Annotated in this window: 13 protein-coding genes and 1 riboswitch; of the genes, 5 read left to right on the top strand and 8 right to left on the bottom strand. The window is 74.6% G+C overall.

The features are described from left to right. Window position 1: 1 nt before the first annotated feature. The gene (locus ABKW28_RS01980) at window positions 2-976 is read right to left on the bottom strand and encodes an FAD-dependent oxidoreductase (protein WP_193668760.1); all 975 of its coding nucleotides are present in this window, start codon (window positions 974-976) and stop codon (window positions 2-4) included. Between the two features lie 72 nt (window positions 977-1,048). On the opposite strand from ABKW28_RS01980, the gene ABKW28_RS01975 reads away from it, so the two are divergent. Genes ABKW28_RS01975 through ABKW28_RS01960 form a run of 4 tightly spaced genes read left to right on the top strand, consistent with a single transcriptional unit; the run spans window position 1,049 to window position 8,319 of the window. After that, window positions 1,049-2,236 (top strand): exonuclease SbcCD subunit D, encoded by a 1,188-nt coding sequence (locus ABKW28_RS01975; RefSeq protein ID WP_348605992.1) that lies wholly within the window; start codon window positions 1,049-1,051, stop codon window positions 2,234-2,236. Next, window positions 2,236-5,355: an SMC family ATPase gene (locus ABKW28_RS01970; protein WP_348605991.1), complete on the top strand. Its 3,120-nt coding sequence runs from the start codon at window positions 2,236-2,238 to the stop codon at window positions 5,353-5,355. The genes ABKW28_RS01975 and ABKW28_RS01970 overlap by 1 nt, the downstream gene beginning before the upstream one ends. Window positions 5,356-5,365: 10 nt before the next feature. Continuing rightward, window positions 5,366-6,904, top strand: a complete 1,539-nt coding sequence (locus ABKW28_RS01965) for a TldD/PmbA family protein (RefSeq protein WP_348605990.1) — start codon at window positions 5,366-5,368, stop codon at window positions 6,902-6,904. Further along, a complete protein-coding gene (locus ABKW28_RS01960) occupies window positions 6,904-8,319 on the top strand; it encodes a metallopeptidase TldD-related protein (protein WP_348605989.1) in 1,416 nt (471 codons plus the stop codon). Before ABKW28_RS01965 ends, ABKW28_RS01960 begins: the two co-directional genes overlap by 1 nt. A gap of 387 nt (window positions 8,320-8,706) precedes the next feature. Here ABKW28_RS01960 and ABKW28_RS01955 read toward each other — a convergent pair whose 3' ends face one another. Further along, on the bottom strand, window positions 8,707-10,221 hold the full coding sequence (locus tag ABKW28_RS01955; RefSeq protein ID WP_348605988.1) for a CYTH and CHAD domain-containing protein: 1,515 nt from the start codon (window positions 10,219-10,221) through the stop codon (window positions 8,707-8,709). 134 nt (window positions 10,222-10,355) lie between these two features. Between ABKW28_RS01955 and ABKW28_RS01950 the strand changes: the two genes are divergently transcribed. Then, entirely contained in the window at window positions 10,356-10,880 is a 525-nt protein-coding gene (locus ABKW28_RS01950) for a hypothetical protein (RefSeq protein WP_193668750.1), read from the top strand. 3 nt (window positions 10,881-10,883) lie between these two features. Here the strand turns inward: ABKW28_RS01950 and gcvP are convergent, their stop codons facing one another. The 6 genes from gcvP to gcvH all read right to left on the bottom strand — a co-directional run bounded on the left by gcvP (window position 10,884) and on the right by gcvH (window position 17,187). Next, window positions 10,884-13,775 (bottom strand): aminomethyl-transferring glycine dehydrogenase, encoded by a 2,892-nt coding sequence (gene gcvP, locus ABKW28_RS01945; RefSeq protein ID WP_348605986.1) that lies wholly within the window; start codon window positions 13,773-13,775, stop codon window positions 10,884-10,886. A 73-nt stretch (window positions 13,776-13,848) separates the two neighbouring features. Then, a riboswitch (glycine riboswitch) is annotated at window positions 13,849-13,958 on the bottom strand. A gap of 90 nt (window positions 13,959-14,048) precedes the next feature. Then, the gene (locus ABKW28_RS01940; protein ID WP_227491680.1) at window positions 14,049-14,630 is read right to left on the bottom strand and encodes a MerR family transcriptional regulator; all 582 of its coding nucleotides are present in this window, start codon (window positions 14,628-14,630) and stop codon (window positions 14,049-14,051) included. A 205-nt stretch (window positions 14,631-14,835) separates the two neighbouring features. Further along, on the bottom strand, window positions 14,836-15,309 hold the full coding sequence (locus ABKW28_RS01935; protein ID WP_193668747.1) for a bifunctional nuclease family protein: 474 nt from the start codon (window positions 15,307-15,309) through the stop codon (window positions 14,836-14,838). Between the two features lie 69 nt (window positions 15,310-15,378). After that, window positions 15,379-16,071 (bottom strand): MerR family transcriptional regulator, encoded by a 693-nt coding sequence (locus tag ABKW28_RS01930; protein WP_193668925.1) that lies wholly within the window; start codon window positions 16,069-16,071, stop codon window positions 15,379-15,381. Between the two features lie 57 nt (window positions 16,072-16,128). Beyond that, the gene (locus tag ABKW28_RS01925) at window positions 16,129-16,689 is read right to left on the bottom strand and encodes an FHA domain-containing protein (RefSeq protein WP_193668746.1); all 561 of its coding nucleotides are present in this window, start codon (window positions 16,687-16,689) and stop codon (window positions 16,129-16,131) included. 111 nt (window positions 16,690-16,800) lie between these two features. Beyond that, on the bottom strand, window positions 16,801-17,187 hold the full coding sequence (gene gcvH / locus ABKW28_RS01920) for a glycine cleavage system protein GcvH (RefSeq protein WP_193668745.1): 387 nt from the start codon (window positions 17,185-17,187) through the stop codon (window positions 16,801-16,803). Window positions 17,188-17,190: the final 3 nt, after the last annotated feature.

Raw genomic sequence — 17,190 nt, 5'->3', positions numbered from 1 at the left:
CTCAGCCGATGCGCCGCACCAGCTCGCGCCCCAGGTCACGACCGCTGAGCCAGGCCCCCTCGACGCGCGGCCTGGCCGACCAGGCGTCGCCGCAGACCCCCAGCAGGTCGTCGGTGAGCAGGTACGTCGCGTGCTCGCGGCCGCGGGCCGGGCGCGCCAGGCTCCACCGGTGCACGTGGGCCTGCTCCGGGTGCTGGGTCGCGCCGACCAGGCGGCCCAGCGCCTCCACCAGCTCGGGGCCGGCCGCCGCGGGGTCGTCGAGGTGCCGGGCGGCCAGGCCGGGGGTCGAGTGGGCGACCAGCACCGGCGCCTCGTCGCCGCGCCGACGGCCGTCGTCGGCGATCCAGGACAGCGCGGGGTCGTCGTTGACGAACGCGCCGTGCGGCAGGTCGCGCCAGCACCGGCCGGCGTACGTCGCGGTCAGCGCCAGCACCGGCTCGAACTCCACGTCGAGCGCGGTGTGCGCGCTCGCGTGGGCGGCGGGGTCGAGCAACCGCGCCGCCTGGGGGTCGGGCATGGCGAGCACGACCGCGCGGGCGGGCTCGCCGTCGACCTCGAGAGCGCCGTCGCGGCCTCGGGCCACCCGGCCCACCTCGTGACCGGGCACGACGTCGAGCCCGTCGGCGAGGGCCTCGACCAGGGTCCGGATGCCGCCCGGGGTGCCCCAGCGCACCGGCCCCTGCTTGCTCTCGGGCTCGGCGCCGGGCGTGAGCGCGGTGAACGTGTCGGTCCAGGGACGGGCCAGGCCGGCGGCGCGCCACTGCTCGACGACGGCGGCGAAGTCGTCGTCGCTCACCGTCAGGTAGGACGCGCCGATGTCGGCGGGGCGACCGTCGAAGCGGCGGCTGGCCATCCGCCCGCCCGGGCGTCGGCCGCGGTCGAGCAGGCGCACGTCCACGCCCGCCGACCGGAGCTCGCGCGCGCACGCCACACCGCTGATCCCGGCACCCACCACGACGACCTCGCGCGCTCCCATGTGACCAGCCTGCCAGCACCCCCGCGGCGTGGGACCACCTCGTTGTCGGTGGCCCCTCCTAGCGTCTGGGGCATGCGCATCCTGCACACCTCCGACTGGCACCTGGGCCGGTCCTTCCACCGTGAGGGGATGCTCACGCACCAGGCCGCCTACCTCGACCACCTGCTCGAGGTCGTCGAGAGCGAGCAGGTCGACGTGGTGCTGGTCGCCGGCGACGTCTACGACCGGGCCCTGCCCCAGGTCGACGCCGTCCGCCTGGCCGACGAGACGCTGTCGCGGCTCGCCGCGTCGCGCGCCCGGGTGGTGATCAGCAGCGGCAACCACGACTCCGCGCGCCGCCTGGGCTTCAGCTCACGGCTCATCGACGCCGCGGGGGTCCACCTGCGCACCGACCCGGCGGGCGTGGGCGTGCCCGTGCTGCTCGGCGACGAGCACGGCGAGGTCGCGGTGCACGCGCTGCCCTACCTCGACCCCGACGCGGTGCGCGAGCCGTGGGGGCTGGGCTCCCGCTCCCACGAGGCGGCGCTCGGCGAGGCGATGCGGCGCGTGCGCGCCGACCTGGCCACCCGCCCGCGGGCCCGGTCGGTCGTGATGGCGCACGCCTTCGTCGGCGGCTCCGTCGACACGGTGCGTCCCAGCGACTCCGAGCGCGACATCAGCGTCGGCGGCGTCTCGCTGGTGCCGACCTCGCTCTTCGAGGGCGTCGACTACACCGCCCTGGGCCACCTGCACGGGCGCCACGTGCTGTCCGAGACCGTGCGCTACTCCGGCTCCCCGCTGGCCTACTCCTTCTCCGAGGCCGAGCACCGCAAGGGATCCTGGCTGGTCGACCTGGGCCCCGACGGCGTCCGGGCCGCCGAGTTCGTCGAGGCACCGGTGCCACGCCCGCTGGCCCGGCTGCGCGGCACGATCGAGGCGCTGCTCAGCGACCCGGCGCTCGAGCGTCACGAGCACTCCTGGGTGCAGGTGAGCCTCACCGACGACGAGCGCCCGGTGCAGGCCATGGACCGGCTGCGGCGCCGCTTCCCGCACACGATGGTGCTCTCCTTCGAGGGCCGCGTCCCCGGTCTCGGCGCCCTGCCCGCGCGCCCGAGCACCGGACGCAGCGACCACGACGTGGTCGCCGACTTCGTGCGCACCGTGCGGGGCACCGGCCCCAGCGACGCCGAGAGCGCCCTGCTGCGCGAGGCCGTCGAGTCGTGCTGCGAGGACTCCACCGCCGACCCGGTCGCCACGTCCCCAGAGCGCGAGGCCGGCTGATGCGCCTGCACCGCCTCGAGATCACCGCCTTCGGCCCCTTCCCCGACACCGTCGAGGTCGACCTCGACCGGCTCAGCGAGAGCGGGCTGTTCCTGCTCACCGGCCCCACCGGCGCCGGCAAGACCAGCGTCCTCGACGCCGTGTGCTTCGCGCTCTACGGCGACGTGCCCGGCGAGCGCTCGAGCGCCAAGCGGCTGCGCTGCGACCAGGCCGCCCCCGGCGTGGCCCCCCGTGTCGAGCTCGAGCTGACCATCTCCGGCCGGCGCTTCCGGGTGGTCCGCTCCCCGGCCTGGGAGCGGCCCAAGAAGCGCGGCACCGGCACGACCACCGAGCCCGCCCACGTGGTGCTGGCCGAGCGACGCGACGAGGCGTGGCAGACCCTGTCCACCCGGCTCGACGAGACCGGCTACCTCGTCGGTGACCTGCTCGGCATGAACCTGGTCCAGTTCACCCAGGTGGCACTCCTCCCCCAGGGCCGCTTCCAGGCCTTCCTGCGCGCCCGCTCCGACGAGCGCCACCGGCTGCTCCAGCAGCTCTTCCGCACCGGGCGCTTCGAGCAGGTGGAGGCCTGGCTCAAGGATCGCCGGGTGCGGCTGCGGCGGCGTTCGCAGGAGGCCGAGGAGCAGGTCGCCGACCTCACCAGCCGGCTGAGCGAGGCCGCGCGCGCCGACCTGCCCGGTGCAAGCACCGCCGACGGCGACGGCGACGGCGACGACACTGCAGCCCCCGACCTGGGGCTGCTGGCCGACGACGGCAGCCTCCAGGCGTGGGCCGACGACCTCACCGCCTCGACCGCGCGGGCCCTGACCAGTCGCCGGGTCGACCTCGAGCAGGCCGTGGCCGCCGAGGCCGAGGCTGCGCAGGTCCTCGACCTGGCCCGCGAGCGCAGCGCCCTGCACGAGCGCCACCGCCTGGCCCTCGTCGAGCAGGACGGCCTGGCCGCGGCAGCGACCCGCCAGCGCGCCGACCTCGAGCGGCTGGCGGGCGCGCGCCGGGCGGCCGTGGTGGTGCCCCTGGCGCGACTGGCCCGGCGAGCCGACGACCGGGCGGCGAGCGCCGCCGCCCGGGTCGAGGCGTGCCGGGAGGTCGCGACGGCCGTCCTCGACGACCAGCACCTCCTCGACGACCCGACCGCCCTCGCTGCCGCCCACCGCGAGGCCCGCGCCACCCTCAGCACCCTCGAGGCGGTGCGCCCGCGGCTGCGTCGGCTCCACGAGGCCGCGGTGCGCCTCGACGACCTGCGCCGCGTCCACGAGCGCGACCTGCACCAGGTCGACGAGCTCGAGGCCGAGCTGGCCCGCCTGCCCGACGCGGTGCGCGGGGCGCGCGAGCACCACGCAGGGCTGCTCGCCCGGGCCGAGCGCGCCGACGACCTCGAGGAGCGGCTCGAGGTCGTGCTCGCCCGGGTCGGCGCCCACGACCAGGTCGCGACCCTGACGACCACCGCCGCCCAGGCGCGCCTGGAGTGGCTCGAGGCCCGGGAGGCGGCGATGCTCGCCCACGAGCACCTGCTCGGTGTCCGCGAGGCCCGCATCGAGTCCATGGCCGCCGAGCTCGCCGGCGGCCTGGCCGCCGGCGGCTGCTGCCCCGTCTGCGGCTCCGCCGAGCACCCTGCCAAGGCCGTCGCCGCGGCCGGCGCCGCCGATGCCGGCGCCGAGCGCGCCGCCCAGCGCGGCCTCGACGACGCGAAGGCCCACGAGCACCTGCTCGACACCCGCCACCGCGACCTGCTCGTGCGGCTCGAGGTGGAGCGCGAGCGCACCGGCGGCCAGGACCGCGCCGAGCTCGTCGAGGAGGCCGCCCGCCTGCGCGCCCGGCTGGCCGAGGCCGCCGAGGCGCGCACCGCCCGCTCCAGCGCCGCCGACCGGCTCGCCGACCTCGAGAAGGCCATGGCCGACGCCTCGCGGCACCACACCGCCCTGCTGGCGGAGCGGGCCGGCCGCGAGGCCCACATCGCTGCGCTGGACCAGGAGGTGGCCTCGACCCGGGGCGAGGTCGTCGACGCGCTCGAGGGGGCCGAGGCCCGGGCCGCGGCCGACGACGAGCAGGAGACCCACGCCGACGCCCTGGCCCGGCGGCTCGAGTCGCTGCTCGAGCACCACCGCGCCCGCTCCCGCGCCGCCGAGGAGCTGTGCACGGCCCTGGACGCGCTCGACGCCGCCCGGCAGGCCGCCCGGGAGGCCGGGCACGCCGCGGAGCAGGCCGCCCACCAGCAGGGGCTCGCCGACGTCGAGGCCGCGGAGGCGGCCTACCTCGACGAGGCGGGGGTGCGCTCCCTCGAGCAGCGCACCAGCGAGCACCAGCGCCGCCTCGACCGCGTCGAGCAGGTGCTCGCCGAGGTGGCCCGGCGGCTCGAGGAGCTGCCCGACCTGCCCGGTCCGAACGGCCCGCCCGGTCTGGACGGTCTGGCAGGTCTGGAGGAGGCGCACCGGTCCGCCCGCCGCCACGCCGAGGAGGTCGGCGCCGAGGTCGCCACGCTCGCGGCGCGCCACGAGAGGCTCGAGGGGCTGGCGGCCGGGCTCGCGGAACGGCTGCGGGCCTGGGCCCCGCTGCGCGCCGACCTCGCGCTGGCGACCCGGCTGGGCACCTTCGTCGAGGGCCGCTCGGCCGACAACCACCTGCAGATGCGCCTGTCCGCCTACGTCCTGGCCTACCGGCTCTCCCAGGTGGTCGCGGCCGCCAACGAGCGCCTGGCCCGCATGTCGGAGCACCGCTACAGCCTCGAGCACACCGCCCAGCGCGGAGCCGGCGAGACCCGGGGCGGGCTGAGCCTGCGGGTGCGCGACGACTGGTCCGGCGAGGCCCGCGACCCCGCGACGCTGTCGGGCGGCGAGACGTTCGTGGTGTCCCTGGCCCTCGCGCTGGGCCTCGCCGACGTCATCACCGCCGAGGCCGGTGGCGCCGAGCTCGACACGCTCTTCGTCGACGAGGGCTTCGGGTCCCTCGACGCCGAGACCCTCGAGGACGTGATGGACGTCCTCGACTCGCTGCGCGAGGGTGGCCGGGTCGTCGGCGTGGTCAGCCACGTCGCCGAGATGCGCGACCGGATCCCCACCCAGCTGCGGGTGCACAAGTCGCGCAGCGGGTCGAGCCTCGTGGTCGCGGCGGCCGGTCTGTAGGTTCACCTCCATGAGCGGACCCCGCCTCGACCCGACCTTCCAGGCCCTGCCGCACCGTCGACTCGGCGAGGTCGCCCTGGCCCGGGCCGCCGAGCTCGGCGTCAGCCACGCCGACTTCCGCTTCGAGCGGGTGCGCTACCAGGACCTGACCGCCCGCGACGGCGTGCTGCAGGCCGCCGACGACTCCGTCGACGTGGGCTTCGCCGTGCGGGTCGTCCACCGCGGCGCCTGGGGCTTCGCCTCCGGCGTGCTGCTCGCCGACGACGAGGCCCGCCGGGTCGCCGAGCAGGCGGTCGCGCTCGCCGAGGTCGCCGCGACCATGACCAGCACCCCCGTCGAGCTCGCGCCCGAGCCGACGTACGACGACGTCACCTGGATCTCCGACCACGAGATCGACCCGATCGAGGTGCCGACCGCCGAGAAGGCCGAGGTGCTCGTCGGGTGGACCCGGCGGCTGCGCGAGCACCCCGGGGTCGAGCACGCCGCGTCGTTCCTCGCCGCTGTGCGCGAGAACAAGTACTACGCCGACCTGCACGGCACCCGCACCACCCAGCAGCGGGTCCGGCTGCAGCCCGGCTTCGAGGCGATGGGCTCGCGCGGCGAGCTCTTCGACTCCATGGCCTCCCTCGCTCCGCCGGTGGGCCGGGGCTGGGAGTATGTCGTGGGCTGCCCCGCGGTCGCCTGGGACTTCGACGCCGAGGTGGCCGAGGTGCCGGGCCTGCTGGCCGAGAAGCTGGCGGTCCCCAGCGTCGAGGCGGGGCGCTACGACCTGGTGGTGCACCCCTCGAACCTGTGGCTGACCATCCACGAGTCGATCGGGCACGCCACCGAGCTCGACCGGGCGCTGGGCTACGAGGCCAACTACGCCGGCACCTCCTTCGCCACCTACGACCAGCTGGGCTCGCTGCGCTACGGCTCCACGGTGATGCACGTGACTGGGGACCGCACCACCCCGCACGGACTGGCCACGGTCGGCTACGACGACGAGGGGGTCGCGGCCCAGTCGTGGGACATCGTCTCCGAGGGCGTGCTCGTCGGCTACCAGCTCGACCGCTCGATGGCCGCGATGAAGCCCGAGCTGGCCGGCCCCGACCACCCGCAGGGCCGCTCCAACGGCTGCGCGTACGCCGACTCCCCCGGCCACGTGCCGATCCAGCGGATGGCCAACGTGTCGCTGCAGCCCGCCCCCGACGGCCCGAGCACCGAGGAGCTGATCAGCAGGGTCGAGCGCGGCATCTACGTGGTGGGCGACCGGTCGTGGTCGATCGACATGCAGCGCTTCAACTTCCAGTTCACGGGTCAGCGCTTCCACCGCATCGTCGACGGCGAGCTCGCCGGCCAGGTGCGCGACGTGGCCTACCAGGCCACCACGACCGACTTCTGGGGCTCCCTCGAGGCGGTCGGCGGCCCGCAGACCTACGTCGTGGGTGGCGCCTTCAACTGCGGCAAGGCCCAGCCCGGCCAGGTCGCCTCGGTCAGCCACGGCTGCCCGACCTCGCTCTTCCGCGACGTGCGGATCCTGAACACCACCGAGGAGGCGGGTCACTGATGACCTCCCCGAGCCACGCCACGCACCGCACCACCCCGCAGTCGCTGGTCGAGCAGGGCCTGGCCGCGAGCGTGGCCGACGACTGCGTCGTGATCGTGCGCGACACCACCAGCGCCAACCTGCGCTGGGCCAACAACACCCTGACCACCAACGGCGTCGCCCACGGGGTGCAGGTCAGCGTCGTCTCGTTCGTGCGCGGGGCCGACGGCGTCGGCACCGGCACAGTCTCTTCGACCGCGACCACCCAGGCGCAGGTCACCGAGCTGGTGCGCGCCGCCGACGCCGCGGCCCGCAGCGCCGACCCGGCCGAGGACGCCGCCGAGCTGGTGCGCGACCGCGTCTCCCCCGACTGGGAGGAGGCATCGGTGACCACCGACGTGCACACCTACTCGGCCTTCGCGCCCGCCCTCGGCGAGGCCTTCGGGCGCGCCCGCGCCGAGGCCCGGGTGCTCTACGGCTTCATCAGCCACGAGGTCGCCACCACCTACCTGGGCTCGACGACCGGGCTGCGGCTGCGCCACGTCCAGCCCACCGGCCACTACGGGTGCACCGGCAAGGACGCCGCCCTCACGCAGAGCGCCTGGGTCGGGGGCGCCACCCGCGACGTCAGCGACGTCGACGCGCTCGCCATGGACGCCGCCGTCGCCGAGCGTCTCGCCTGGGGCGCGCGCGGGCGCCACGACCTGCCAGCGGGGCGCTACGACACGATCCTCCCGCCGTCGTCGGTCGCCGACCTGCTGGTCTCGACCTACTGGGCCGCCGGCGCGCGGGTGGCCCACGAGGGCCAGTCGGTCTTCAGCGGTCGCGGCGGCGGCACCCGGATCGGCGAGCAGGTGGCCTCCTCGGGGGTGCACCTCTACTCCGATCCCGCCCACCCGGGCCTGGAGTGCGCGCCCTTCGTGGCCGCCGCCTCCTCCTCCAACGAGACCTCGGTCTTCGACAACGGCCTGGGCCTGGCGCGCACCGACTGGATCCGTGACGGCCGGCTCGAGGCGTTGGCGCAGACGCGGCACTCGGCCGGGCTCACCGACCAACCGGTGACGCCGTACGTCGACAACCTGGTGCTCGACGTCGACGGCGGTGCCGGGCGGCTCGACGACCTCGTCGCCGGCACCGAGCGCGGCCTGCTGCTGACCTGCCTGTGGTACATCCGCGAGGTCGACCCGCAGTCGCTGCTGCTCACCGGCCTGACCCGCGACGGCGTCTACCTGGTCGAGGACGGGGAGGTGCGCGGCCTGGTCAACAACTTCCGGTTCAACGAGAGCCCGGTCGACCTGCTGCAGCGCTTCTCGGCAGCCTCGGCGACGGTGCCCAGCTTCAGCCGCGAGTGGGGCGACGACTACTTCAGCCGCACCGCCACCCCAGCGCTGCGGGTGCCCGACTTCAACATGTCGAGCGTGTCGCAGGCCCTGTAACCGGGTGTGTCCCTAGTGAGACCGAATCGCACTCACCTGCCATGAGCGAGCGGCTCGCTGGGTACGCGAGCCGGGACAGCAAAGTGTGGAGTCCTGGATCAACCTGATTGATCGCAGACTCCACACTTTGCGAACTGAGGCCATGTGCGTGCTGGCCCGGCGTAGTCACAACACCCGCGCGTGTGGAGCGGGAACGTCTCGACGTCGACCTTCGAACCGTTCTCGTTCGACCAGCGGCACTGGAGACGCCCGCGAAGGTAGTAGGCAGAAGCGGTCACGCTCACTCGGGTACGACATGCCTCGCACGGTGCCTGCGAAACCCGGTCGTGCCACAGGGACACACCCAGGAGGACGGGCCCGGTGAGATCCCGGCCCTGCGAGGTCGGCTCAGCCCCAGTCGTCGCACCGCTTCTCCACCCGCCCCCGGGCCCCGAGCGCGTCGCGCTCGGCCTCCGCGGCCCGCGCCTGCTCCTGACCCACGAGCAGGCCGTAGGTGAAGTCGCTCTCGCCGTCCTCGCGGGCCAGCGCGGCGAGCCGGACCAGCTGCTCGCGCGCCACGACCGTGTCCTGCCGGGCGCCGAGCGCCGTGGTGACCTGCTTGGCCGCCTTGCGCAGCCGGCGGGCGGGCTTGCCCGCCGCTGGCTCCAGGGCCTCCGCGGTGTAGCGCAGCCGCTTGGCTGCCTTGCGGGCCGCGTGCCAGGCCTCGTCACGTCCGTCGCCGGTGGCCGCCTCCGCCGCGGCGAGCCGGTCAAGCAGGCGTGCGACGTCCTTGCGCACTCGGCGCGGCAGCCGCTTCCGGGCCTTGCGGTGAGCCGTGGCGGTCCAGGGCGGTGCCGACGCCAGCTGCACGAGCCGGTCGACGAGCGCGAGGTAGCGCTCCGACTCGAGCGTGGCCTGCGCCGCGCGGAGGGCGTCGCGCGCGTCCGCGTCGAGCTCTCGGCGCACCCGCTGGCGCACCGGACCCACCAGGGCTTCGCGGGGCTGCTCGTCGAGCCGTTGCAGCAGGTGGTCGCGGGCCACCTGCGCGTCGCGCGCCGGCGCGAGCTCGCGGCCCAGCCACCTCAGCTCGTCGCGCAGCGGGTCGGTCACCTCGCACTCGACCAGGGGCCGGAAGGTCGCCAGCGCCGTGCGCATCCGCCGGCAGGCGATCCTGGCCCGGTGCACCCCCTCGGGGTCACCACGCCGGATCGCCACGTCCTGGCGCTGCAGCGTGTCGACCAGGGTGGCCAGCCGTGCGTGCAGCACCTGCGACGCGGGCCCCGTCCACGTGGGCCGGGGTGGCGCCTCGGGCGGGTCTGCCCGCTCGCCCAGCACCTGCACGACCTTGCGCTGCACCGGCGACCGGGCGACGCCGCTCGCACGCAGGTGCTCCTCCACCGCGTCCAGCAGGGCGGGGTCGCCGTCGACCAGCTCGACCTCCCACTCCCGCCAGGCGCTCTGCCGGTCCGTGCCGTCCTCGCCCGGCGCCTGACCCTCGACGCAGTCGTCGGCGACCTCCGCCAGCCGCCGGCCCTGGTCGTCCAGGAGGTCGGTCGTGCTGCGCCGCGTCACCACGGTGGCGACGGGGGCCAGCTCGGCGCCGCGGGTGCGGGCCAGCACGAGGCGGCGCAGCGCGACGGGCACGTGGTCGGTGCGTCGACCCAGCGGCGCGTGCACCTCGTCCCGGCCCTCGCCGGCCGGCAGCTTGAGGTGCCAGCCCGCGTCGGCTCCGCCGGTGCGGCGGCGCAGCGTGATCCCCGCCCGGACCAGCCGCAGGTCGGCGGTGTCGACGTACGTCGCTTCGAGCAGCGACTCCTGCGCCTCTCCCAGCTCGGCCACGCCGGCCACCCCGACGAGGCCCGGCAGCGCGAGGTCCGGCGGGACGGGGCCGAAGGTCCGCTCGATCTCGTGGTGCTCGCTCACGTCCCCCGGTCTACCGGACGCACCTGTCCCCTGACCACCACCGTGCGGGTGCGGTGCAACCGTGCGGCCCGCTCGCGCGTACTCCACCTGACAACCACCACCGCCCCTGCGGGGCAGCACCGAGAGGACGCACCATGCGACCCGTCACCACCACCCTGTCCACCCTGGCCGCCGCGGCCGTCCTGTCCACCGCCACCGCCGGTCTGGCCGCGGCGTCGGACGACCCGGGACCCGGGGCCACCACCCACCGCGAGGTCGGCCGCCTGCTCGAGTGCACCGGCACGTGGATGCAGCGTCCGGTCCTCGCGTCGGTCTACGAGAACCGCGGGGTCGTCAACGAGGTCTCCGTGCAGGTCGGGGAGGGCCGCCGCGAGGTGGGCGCCGCCCGGACCCAGGAGCGCCGCTTCATCCGCGACGGCCGGGTGCGCGCCACCCTCGACCTCGGCGGGCGCCCGGCCCGGCTCAGCGGCACCGTGTCCCGCACCGGGGTGCGCAGCACGGTCCACGAGGAGCACGACGACGCCGGCCAGCACGTGGTCGTCGACGGCGTGCACCGGATGCTCGACGTCGACCTCGCGCTGGTCTGGCGTGGTCGTGGTGCACCGCTGGAGTGCACCGGGTTCGCCTACGACCTGCAGGTCACGACGACCCCGGCCTGAGCGCTACTCGGCGAAGGCCTCCAGCGGCGGGCAGGCGCAGACCAGGTTGCGGTCGCCGTAGGCCTGGTCGATGCGCGCGACCGGCGGCCAGTACTTGTCGGGGTCGATGCCGGTGGGGAAGACACCGAGCTCGCGGTCGTAGTCGCGGTCCCACTCGCCCACCAGGCAGCGCGCGGTGTGCGGGGCGCCGCGCAACGGCGACCGCTCGGCGCTCCACTCCCCCGCACCGACCCGGTCGATCTCGCCCTTGATGGCGATCATCGCCTCGCAGAACCGGTCGATCTCGGCCAGGTCCTCCGACTCGGTCGGCTCGACCATCAAGGTGCCGGCGACCGGGAACGACATGGTGGGCGCGTGGAAGCCGTAGTCGACCAGGCGCTTGGCGACGTCGTCGACGCTCACGCCGGTGTCCTTGGTCAGCCCGCGCACGTCGAGGATGCACTCGTGGGCCACCAGGTCGCTGTGGCCGCGGTAGAGCACGGGGAAGTGCTCGCCCAGGCGCGCCGCGACGTAGTTGGCCGAGAGCACGGCCGACGCGGTCGCCCGGGTCAGCCCCTCGGCGCCCATCATCCGCACGTAGGCCCACGAGATCGGGAGGATCCCCGCCGAGCCGTACGGCGCCGCCGAGATGGGGCCGATGCCCTCGCGCTTGTCGGCCTCGGGGTGCAGGGCGTGCGAGGGCAGGTACGGCGCCAGGTGGGCGCGCACCGCGACCGGGCCCACGCCCGGGCCGCCGCCGCCGTGCGGGATGCAGAAGGTCTTGTGCAGGTTGAGGTGCGAGACGTCGCCACCGAACTCGCCCGGCTTGGCGTAGCCGAGCAGCGCGTTGAGGTTCGCCCCGTCGACGTAGACCTGCCCGCCGTGCTCGTGCACGACACGGCACAGCTCGGTGATCGACTCCTCGTAGGCACCGTGGGTCGAGGGGTAGGTGACCATGATCGCGGCCAGGTCGTCGGCGTGCTTCTCGCACTGCGCGCGCAGGTCGTCGAGGTCGACCGACCCGTCGTCGCCGGCCTTGACGACCACGACCCGCATGCCGGCCATCACCGCGGACGCCGCGTTGGTGCCGTGCGCCGAGCTGGGGATCAGGCACACGTCGCGGGCGGTGTCGCCGTTGGCGCGGTGGTAGCCGCGGATGGCCAGCAGGCCCGCGAGCTCGCCCTGGGAGCCTGCGTTGGGCTGGATGGAGACCCGGTCGTAGCCGGTGACCTCGCCGAGCCACTCCTCGAGCTGGTCGACGAGCTCGCGGTAGCCCTGGGCGTCCTGGGCCGGCGCGAAGGGGTGCAGGTCGGCGAAGCCGGGCAGCGAGACCGGCTCCATCTCGGTGGTGGCGTTGAGCTTCATCGTGCACGAGCCGAGCGGGATCATGCCGCGGTCGAGGGCGTAGTCGCGCGCCGAGAGCCGGCGCAGGTAGCGCAGCATCTGGGTCTCGCTGCGGTGCAGCGAGAAGACCTCGTGGGTCAGGTAGTCCGTGCTGCGGCGCAGGTCGTCGGGCAGCGCGTCGGGGGTGGCGCGGTCGAGCGCCTCGATGCCGGCGTCGTCGAGGGCCGTGCGGCCGGTGCCCGTGGAGAAGGCCTGCAGGACCCGCACCAGGGTGGAGGCCGTGGTGGTCTCGGAGGTCGAGATCCCCACGGTGTCGTCGTCGGTCAGGCGCAGGTGCAGCCCGAGCTCGCGCGCGGCCGCCACGACCTCGGCGGCACGACCCGGCACCGGCACGCTCAGGGTGTCGAAGAACCGCTCGTGGGTCACCGGGTGACCGGCGTCGCGCAGCGCGGCGGCCAGGACCGCCGCGTAGCGGTGGGTGCGGGTCGCGATCGCGCGCAGGCCCTCGGGCCCGTGGTGCACGGCGTACATCGAGGCGACCACGGCGAGCAGCACCTGGGCGGTGCAGATGTTGGAGGTGGCCTTGTCGCGGCGGATGTGCTGCTCGCGGGTCTGCAGCGCCAGCCGGTAGGCCGGACGGCCCTCGGCGTCGACCGAGACGCCGACCAGGCGCCCGGGCAGGTGCCGCTCGAGGCCCTGGGCCACCGACATGTAGCCGGCGTGCGGGCCGCCGTAGAAGAGCGGCACGCCGAAGCGCTGCGAGGAGCCGACCACCACATCGGCGCCCATCGCCCCGGGCGCCTCGAGCAGGGTCAGGGCCAGCAGGTCGGCCGCGACCACCGCGAGCGCGCCACGCTCGTGGGTGGCGTCGATGAGCGGGCGGGGGTCGAGCACCCGGCCCGACGCACCGGGGTACTGCACCAGCACCCCGCACAGCTCGCCGTCGGGCAGGCCACCGGCCAGGTCGGCCACGACGACCTCGATGCCCAGGCCCTCGGCCCGGGTGCGCACGACGTCGATCGTCTGGGGCAGGGCGTCGGCGTCGACGACGAAGGGTCCGCTGGCTTTGCGGTTGCCGCGACGCACCAGCGTCATCGCCTCGGCGGCGGCGGTGCCCTCGTCGAGCAGCGAGGCGTTGGCCGTGGGCAGGCCGGTGAGGTCGCCCACCACGGTCTGGAAGTTGATCAGGGCCTCGAGCCGACCCTGCGAGATCTCGGGCTGGTACGGCGTGTAGGCGGTGTACCAGGAGGGGTCCTCGAGCACGTTGCGGCGCACGACCGGCGGCGTGATGGTCGCGTGGTAGCCCAGTCCGATCATCGCCTCGGCCGGCCGGTTGGCCGAGGCGAGGGCGCGCAGCTCGCGCGAGGCCTCCGCCTCGCTGATGGCCGGCGGCAGCGCCAGCTCGCCCGCCTGGCGGATCCCGCCCGGCACGGCCGCATCCATCAGCGCGTCGAGGGAGTCGAAGCCGAGCCGCTCGAGCATCGTGGCGACGTCGTCGGGGCGCAGGCCCACGTGGCGATCGACGAACGGCGAGGCGGAGTCGAGCTGGGCGAGCGTGGGCTGGTCTGACACGGTGGCGGGCTCCTCGGGTGTGGGTCGTCCGGGTGCCTCCCCCTCTGTCACGCGCAGGGCGCTCCAGAGTTGCCTGGCCCGCGTGGTCCTGGCGCCTGAGAGGTTCCGGGGAGGAATTGCCCCTTCGGCGCCCCGGCACGCCGCCGTGGTGGCCGGCGCCGGGGACTCTCCCGCACGGGATGGTCAGCGCGGCCCAATCTACTACCCCCCACGCGCACCACGACCCGCCCGGGAGCCCGGGCGGGTCGTGGAGGTGGTGCTGTGGGGTGCGGCTCAGCCGGCGCTGCGGGCGGCGCGGCGGGCGGCGAGCTCGTCGCCGGCGCCGGAGGTGGCCTCGTCGTCGGCCGCGGTGCGCTCGCTGGGCAGCTCGGCGAGCGTGCCCTCGATCTCGCGCCACACGCCGCCGATGGCGATGCCGAAGACGCCCTGGCCGCCCTGGAGCAGGTCGATGACCTCGTCGTTGCTCGTGCACTCGTAGACCGAGGCGCCGTCGCTCATCAACGTGACGCGGGTCAGGTCGTCGGTGCCGCGCGCTCGCAGGTGCTGCACCGCGGTGCGGATCTGCTGCAGCGAGATGCCGGCGTCGAGCAGGCGCTTGATCACCTTGAGGATCAAGATGTCGCGGAAGGAGTAGAGCCGCTGCGACCCGGAGCCCTTGGCCCCGCGCACGGTCGGCTCGACGAGCCCGGTGCGGGCCCAGTAGTCGAGCTGGCGGTAGGTGATGCCCGCGGCGTTGCAGGCCGTGGGCCCGCGGTAGCCGGTGTCGCTGGGCAGGGGTGAGACGTCGTCGGTGAAGAGGAGTCCCTGCTCGTCGGCGGCCTCGGCCGCTGCGGCGGCGTCGCGGGTCGCCCGCAGCTCCTGCTCGTGCTCGTTCACGCGGTCCTCCGTGGGTCTACTCCGCTGGGACGTAACCCCCAGGGAAGGAGCCGTGGCTGCCGAGGCGACCACAACGGTGGAGTTACAACGAAGACATCCTCAACGTATGCCCCCGGGGGACGGGGGTCAAAGACTCTCGCGGCGTGTCGCAACCCTCAACCTGAGGTCGAGGGTGAGGTCGTGGCTACTCCTGCGGCCCGTCGAAGTCCTCGGGGGTGACGTGGTCGAGGAACTCGCGGAACTTCTCGACCTCGTCCTCCTGCTCGGCGGGCACGGCGAGGCCGGCCTCGTCGAGGACCTCCTCGGAGCACACGATCCGGGTGCCGGTGCGCAGCGCAAGGGCGATCGAGTCGGAGGGGCGGGCGCTGACCTCGACGCCGGAGCCGAGCACGAGCGTGGCGTAGAAGACGCCGTCGCGCACGTCGGTGATGCGCACCTCGACCAGCTCGTTGCCGGTCGCGCCCAGCACGTCCTTGAGTAGGTCGTGGGTCAGCGGCCGGGGCGGGGTCACCCCCTGCTGGGCGAAGGCGATCGCGGTCGCCTCCACGGCCCCGATCCAGATCGGGAGGTAGCGCTCCCCCGTCACCTCGCGCAGCAGCACGATCGGCTGGTTCGAGGGCATCTCGACCCGGACACCCATGACATCGACTTCGCGCACACGATCACCTTACGCCGCAGGTAGTGAGGTCGCGCGGGCCCCGGGTGGTCCCGGCGTGCCCGCGCCCGATCAGCGCAGCCCGGCCTTGACGAGCGTGGCGTGCAGGCGCACCGACAGGGCCGCGATCTCGGTGACCGCCTCGGCCGCTCGTCCCTTGGCGCCCGCGTCGCGGCCCCGCTCCATCGGCGCGACGACCTGCTGGACCAGCCCGACCTCCCGGTCGGCGGCGGTCTTGAAGGCGCGCAGGTGACGCGGCTCGAAGCCGAAGTCGGCCAGCTCGCGCGCGGTGCGGGCGATGACCAGCGCGTCGGTGTCGTAGTGCCCCGTGCCGGGGCGCGGGGTCAGCAGGCCGAACTGCTCGAGCTGGTCGAGAAGCGCCTCGGTGATCTCGGCGACCTTCAGCAGCTCGCGGCGCGAGAGACGCAGGTCGTCGCGCCGGGCGAAGGAGGCCGGGCTGGGCAGCCCGTCGGCGGCCAGCGCGACCGAGGGCACCGTGGGCACCACCGGCTCGATCGGCGGCGGCTCCAGACCACGGTCGATCGCGTCGAGGTGCTCGCCGATCACCTTCAGCGGCAGGTAGTGGTCGCGCTGCATGCGCAGCACGTAGCGCAGCCGGTCGACGTCGGCGTCGGCGAACTTGCGGTAGCCCGCGGGCGTGCGCTCGGGCTTGATCAGCCCCTTGTCCTCCAGGAACCGGATCTTGGGGATGGTGACCTGCGGGAAGTCGGGACGCAGCAGGTCGAGGACCTGCCCGATGTTCATCCGGGCGCGCGCACCGCCCGAGGCCGCGTCGACCGGGACCGGACCTGGGACCACGGCTCAGCCGCCCTCGTGCCCCGAGAAGAACACCAGCCGGTACTTGCCGATCTGCACCTCGTCGCCGTCGCTGAGCCGGACCCGGTCGATGCGGTCGCGGTTGACGTAGGTGCCGTTGAGGCTGCCGGCGTCGCTGACGCTGAAGCTGGGGCCGCTGCGGTGGAACTCGGCGTGGCGGCGCGAGACCGTGACGTCGTCGAGGAAGATCTCGCTGTCGGGGTGGCGCCCGGCGGTGACCACGTCGGCGTCGAGCAGGAACCTGCTGCCCGAGCCCGGGCCCTTCTGCACCACGAGCAGCGCGTGGCCCGGCGGCAGCGCGTCGACCGCGGCCGCGTCGACCGCGTTGAGCTGGCGGTCGGAGGTCTCGACCCGGCTGGACTCGCCCGTGCCCGAGGTGCCCATCGCGCCGGCCTGCACCGAGATCGTGGCCGTCGACTCCCCCGGCCCCTCGCCCGAGGGCTCGGTGGGCTGGTCGGTGTCGGCCGTCACCAGGCGGGTGCCGCACTGGGAGCAGAAGCGTGCGTCGTCGGGGTTCTTCCTGCCACACGCGGTGCAGAACGGCATCGCTGTCTCCTCCTGTACGACGGGGCGCCAACCCTCACCACCGGCTGGAGGGTGAAGGTTGGCCCCGAACCTATCAGTCCGGCAGGGTCCGGCAAGCCGGACCGCGAGGGCTCATGCCTCGAGCGAGGCCTCGTACGCCGCGGCGTCCATCAGGGCGTCGAGCGCACCGGTGTCGGTGGGCACGACCTCGAAGAGCCAGCCGCCGCCGTAGGGGTCGTTGTTGACCAGCTCGGGGGTGGCGTCGAGGGACTCGTTGCGGGCCACGACCTCGCCGCTGAGCGGGGCGTAGATGTCGCTGACCGACTTGGTCGACTCCAGCTCGCCGCAGGTGCTGCCGGCCTCGAGGCTCTCGCCGATCTCGGGCAGCGAGACGTAGACGATGTCACCGAGGGCGTCCTGCGCGTACTGGGTGATGCCGATCCGCACCGCCCCCTCGTGCTCGCCGGGCGTGCGGACCCACTCGTGCTCGCTGGTGTAGGACAGGTCGTCGGGGTACATGGC

Origin of the sequence: Nocardioides sp. 31GB23 (assembly GCF_040012395.1) — a bacterium.
GTDB classification, from domain to species: domain Bacteria; phylum Actinomycetota; class Actinomycetes; order Propionibacteriales; family Nocardioidaceae; genus Nocardioides; species Nocardioides salarius.
The sequence above is the reverse complement of the archived record's forward strand: the minus strand, read 5'-3'. Positions and strand labels throughout refer to the sequence as shown.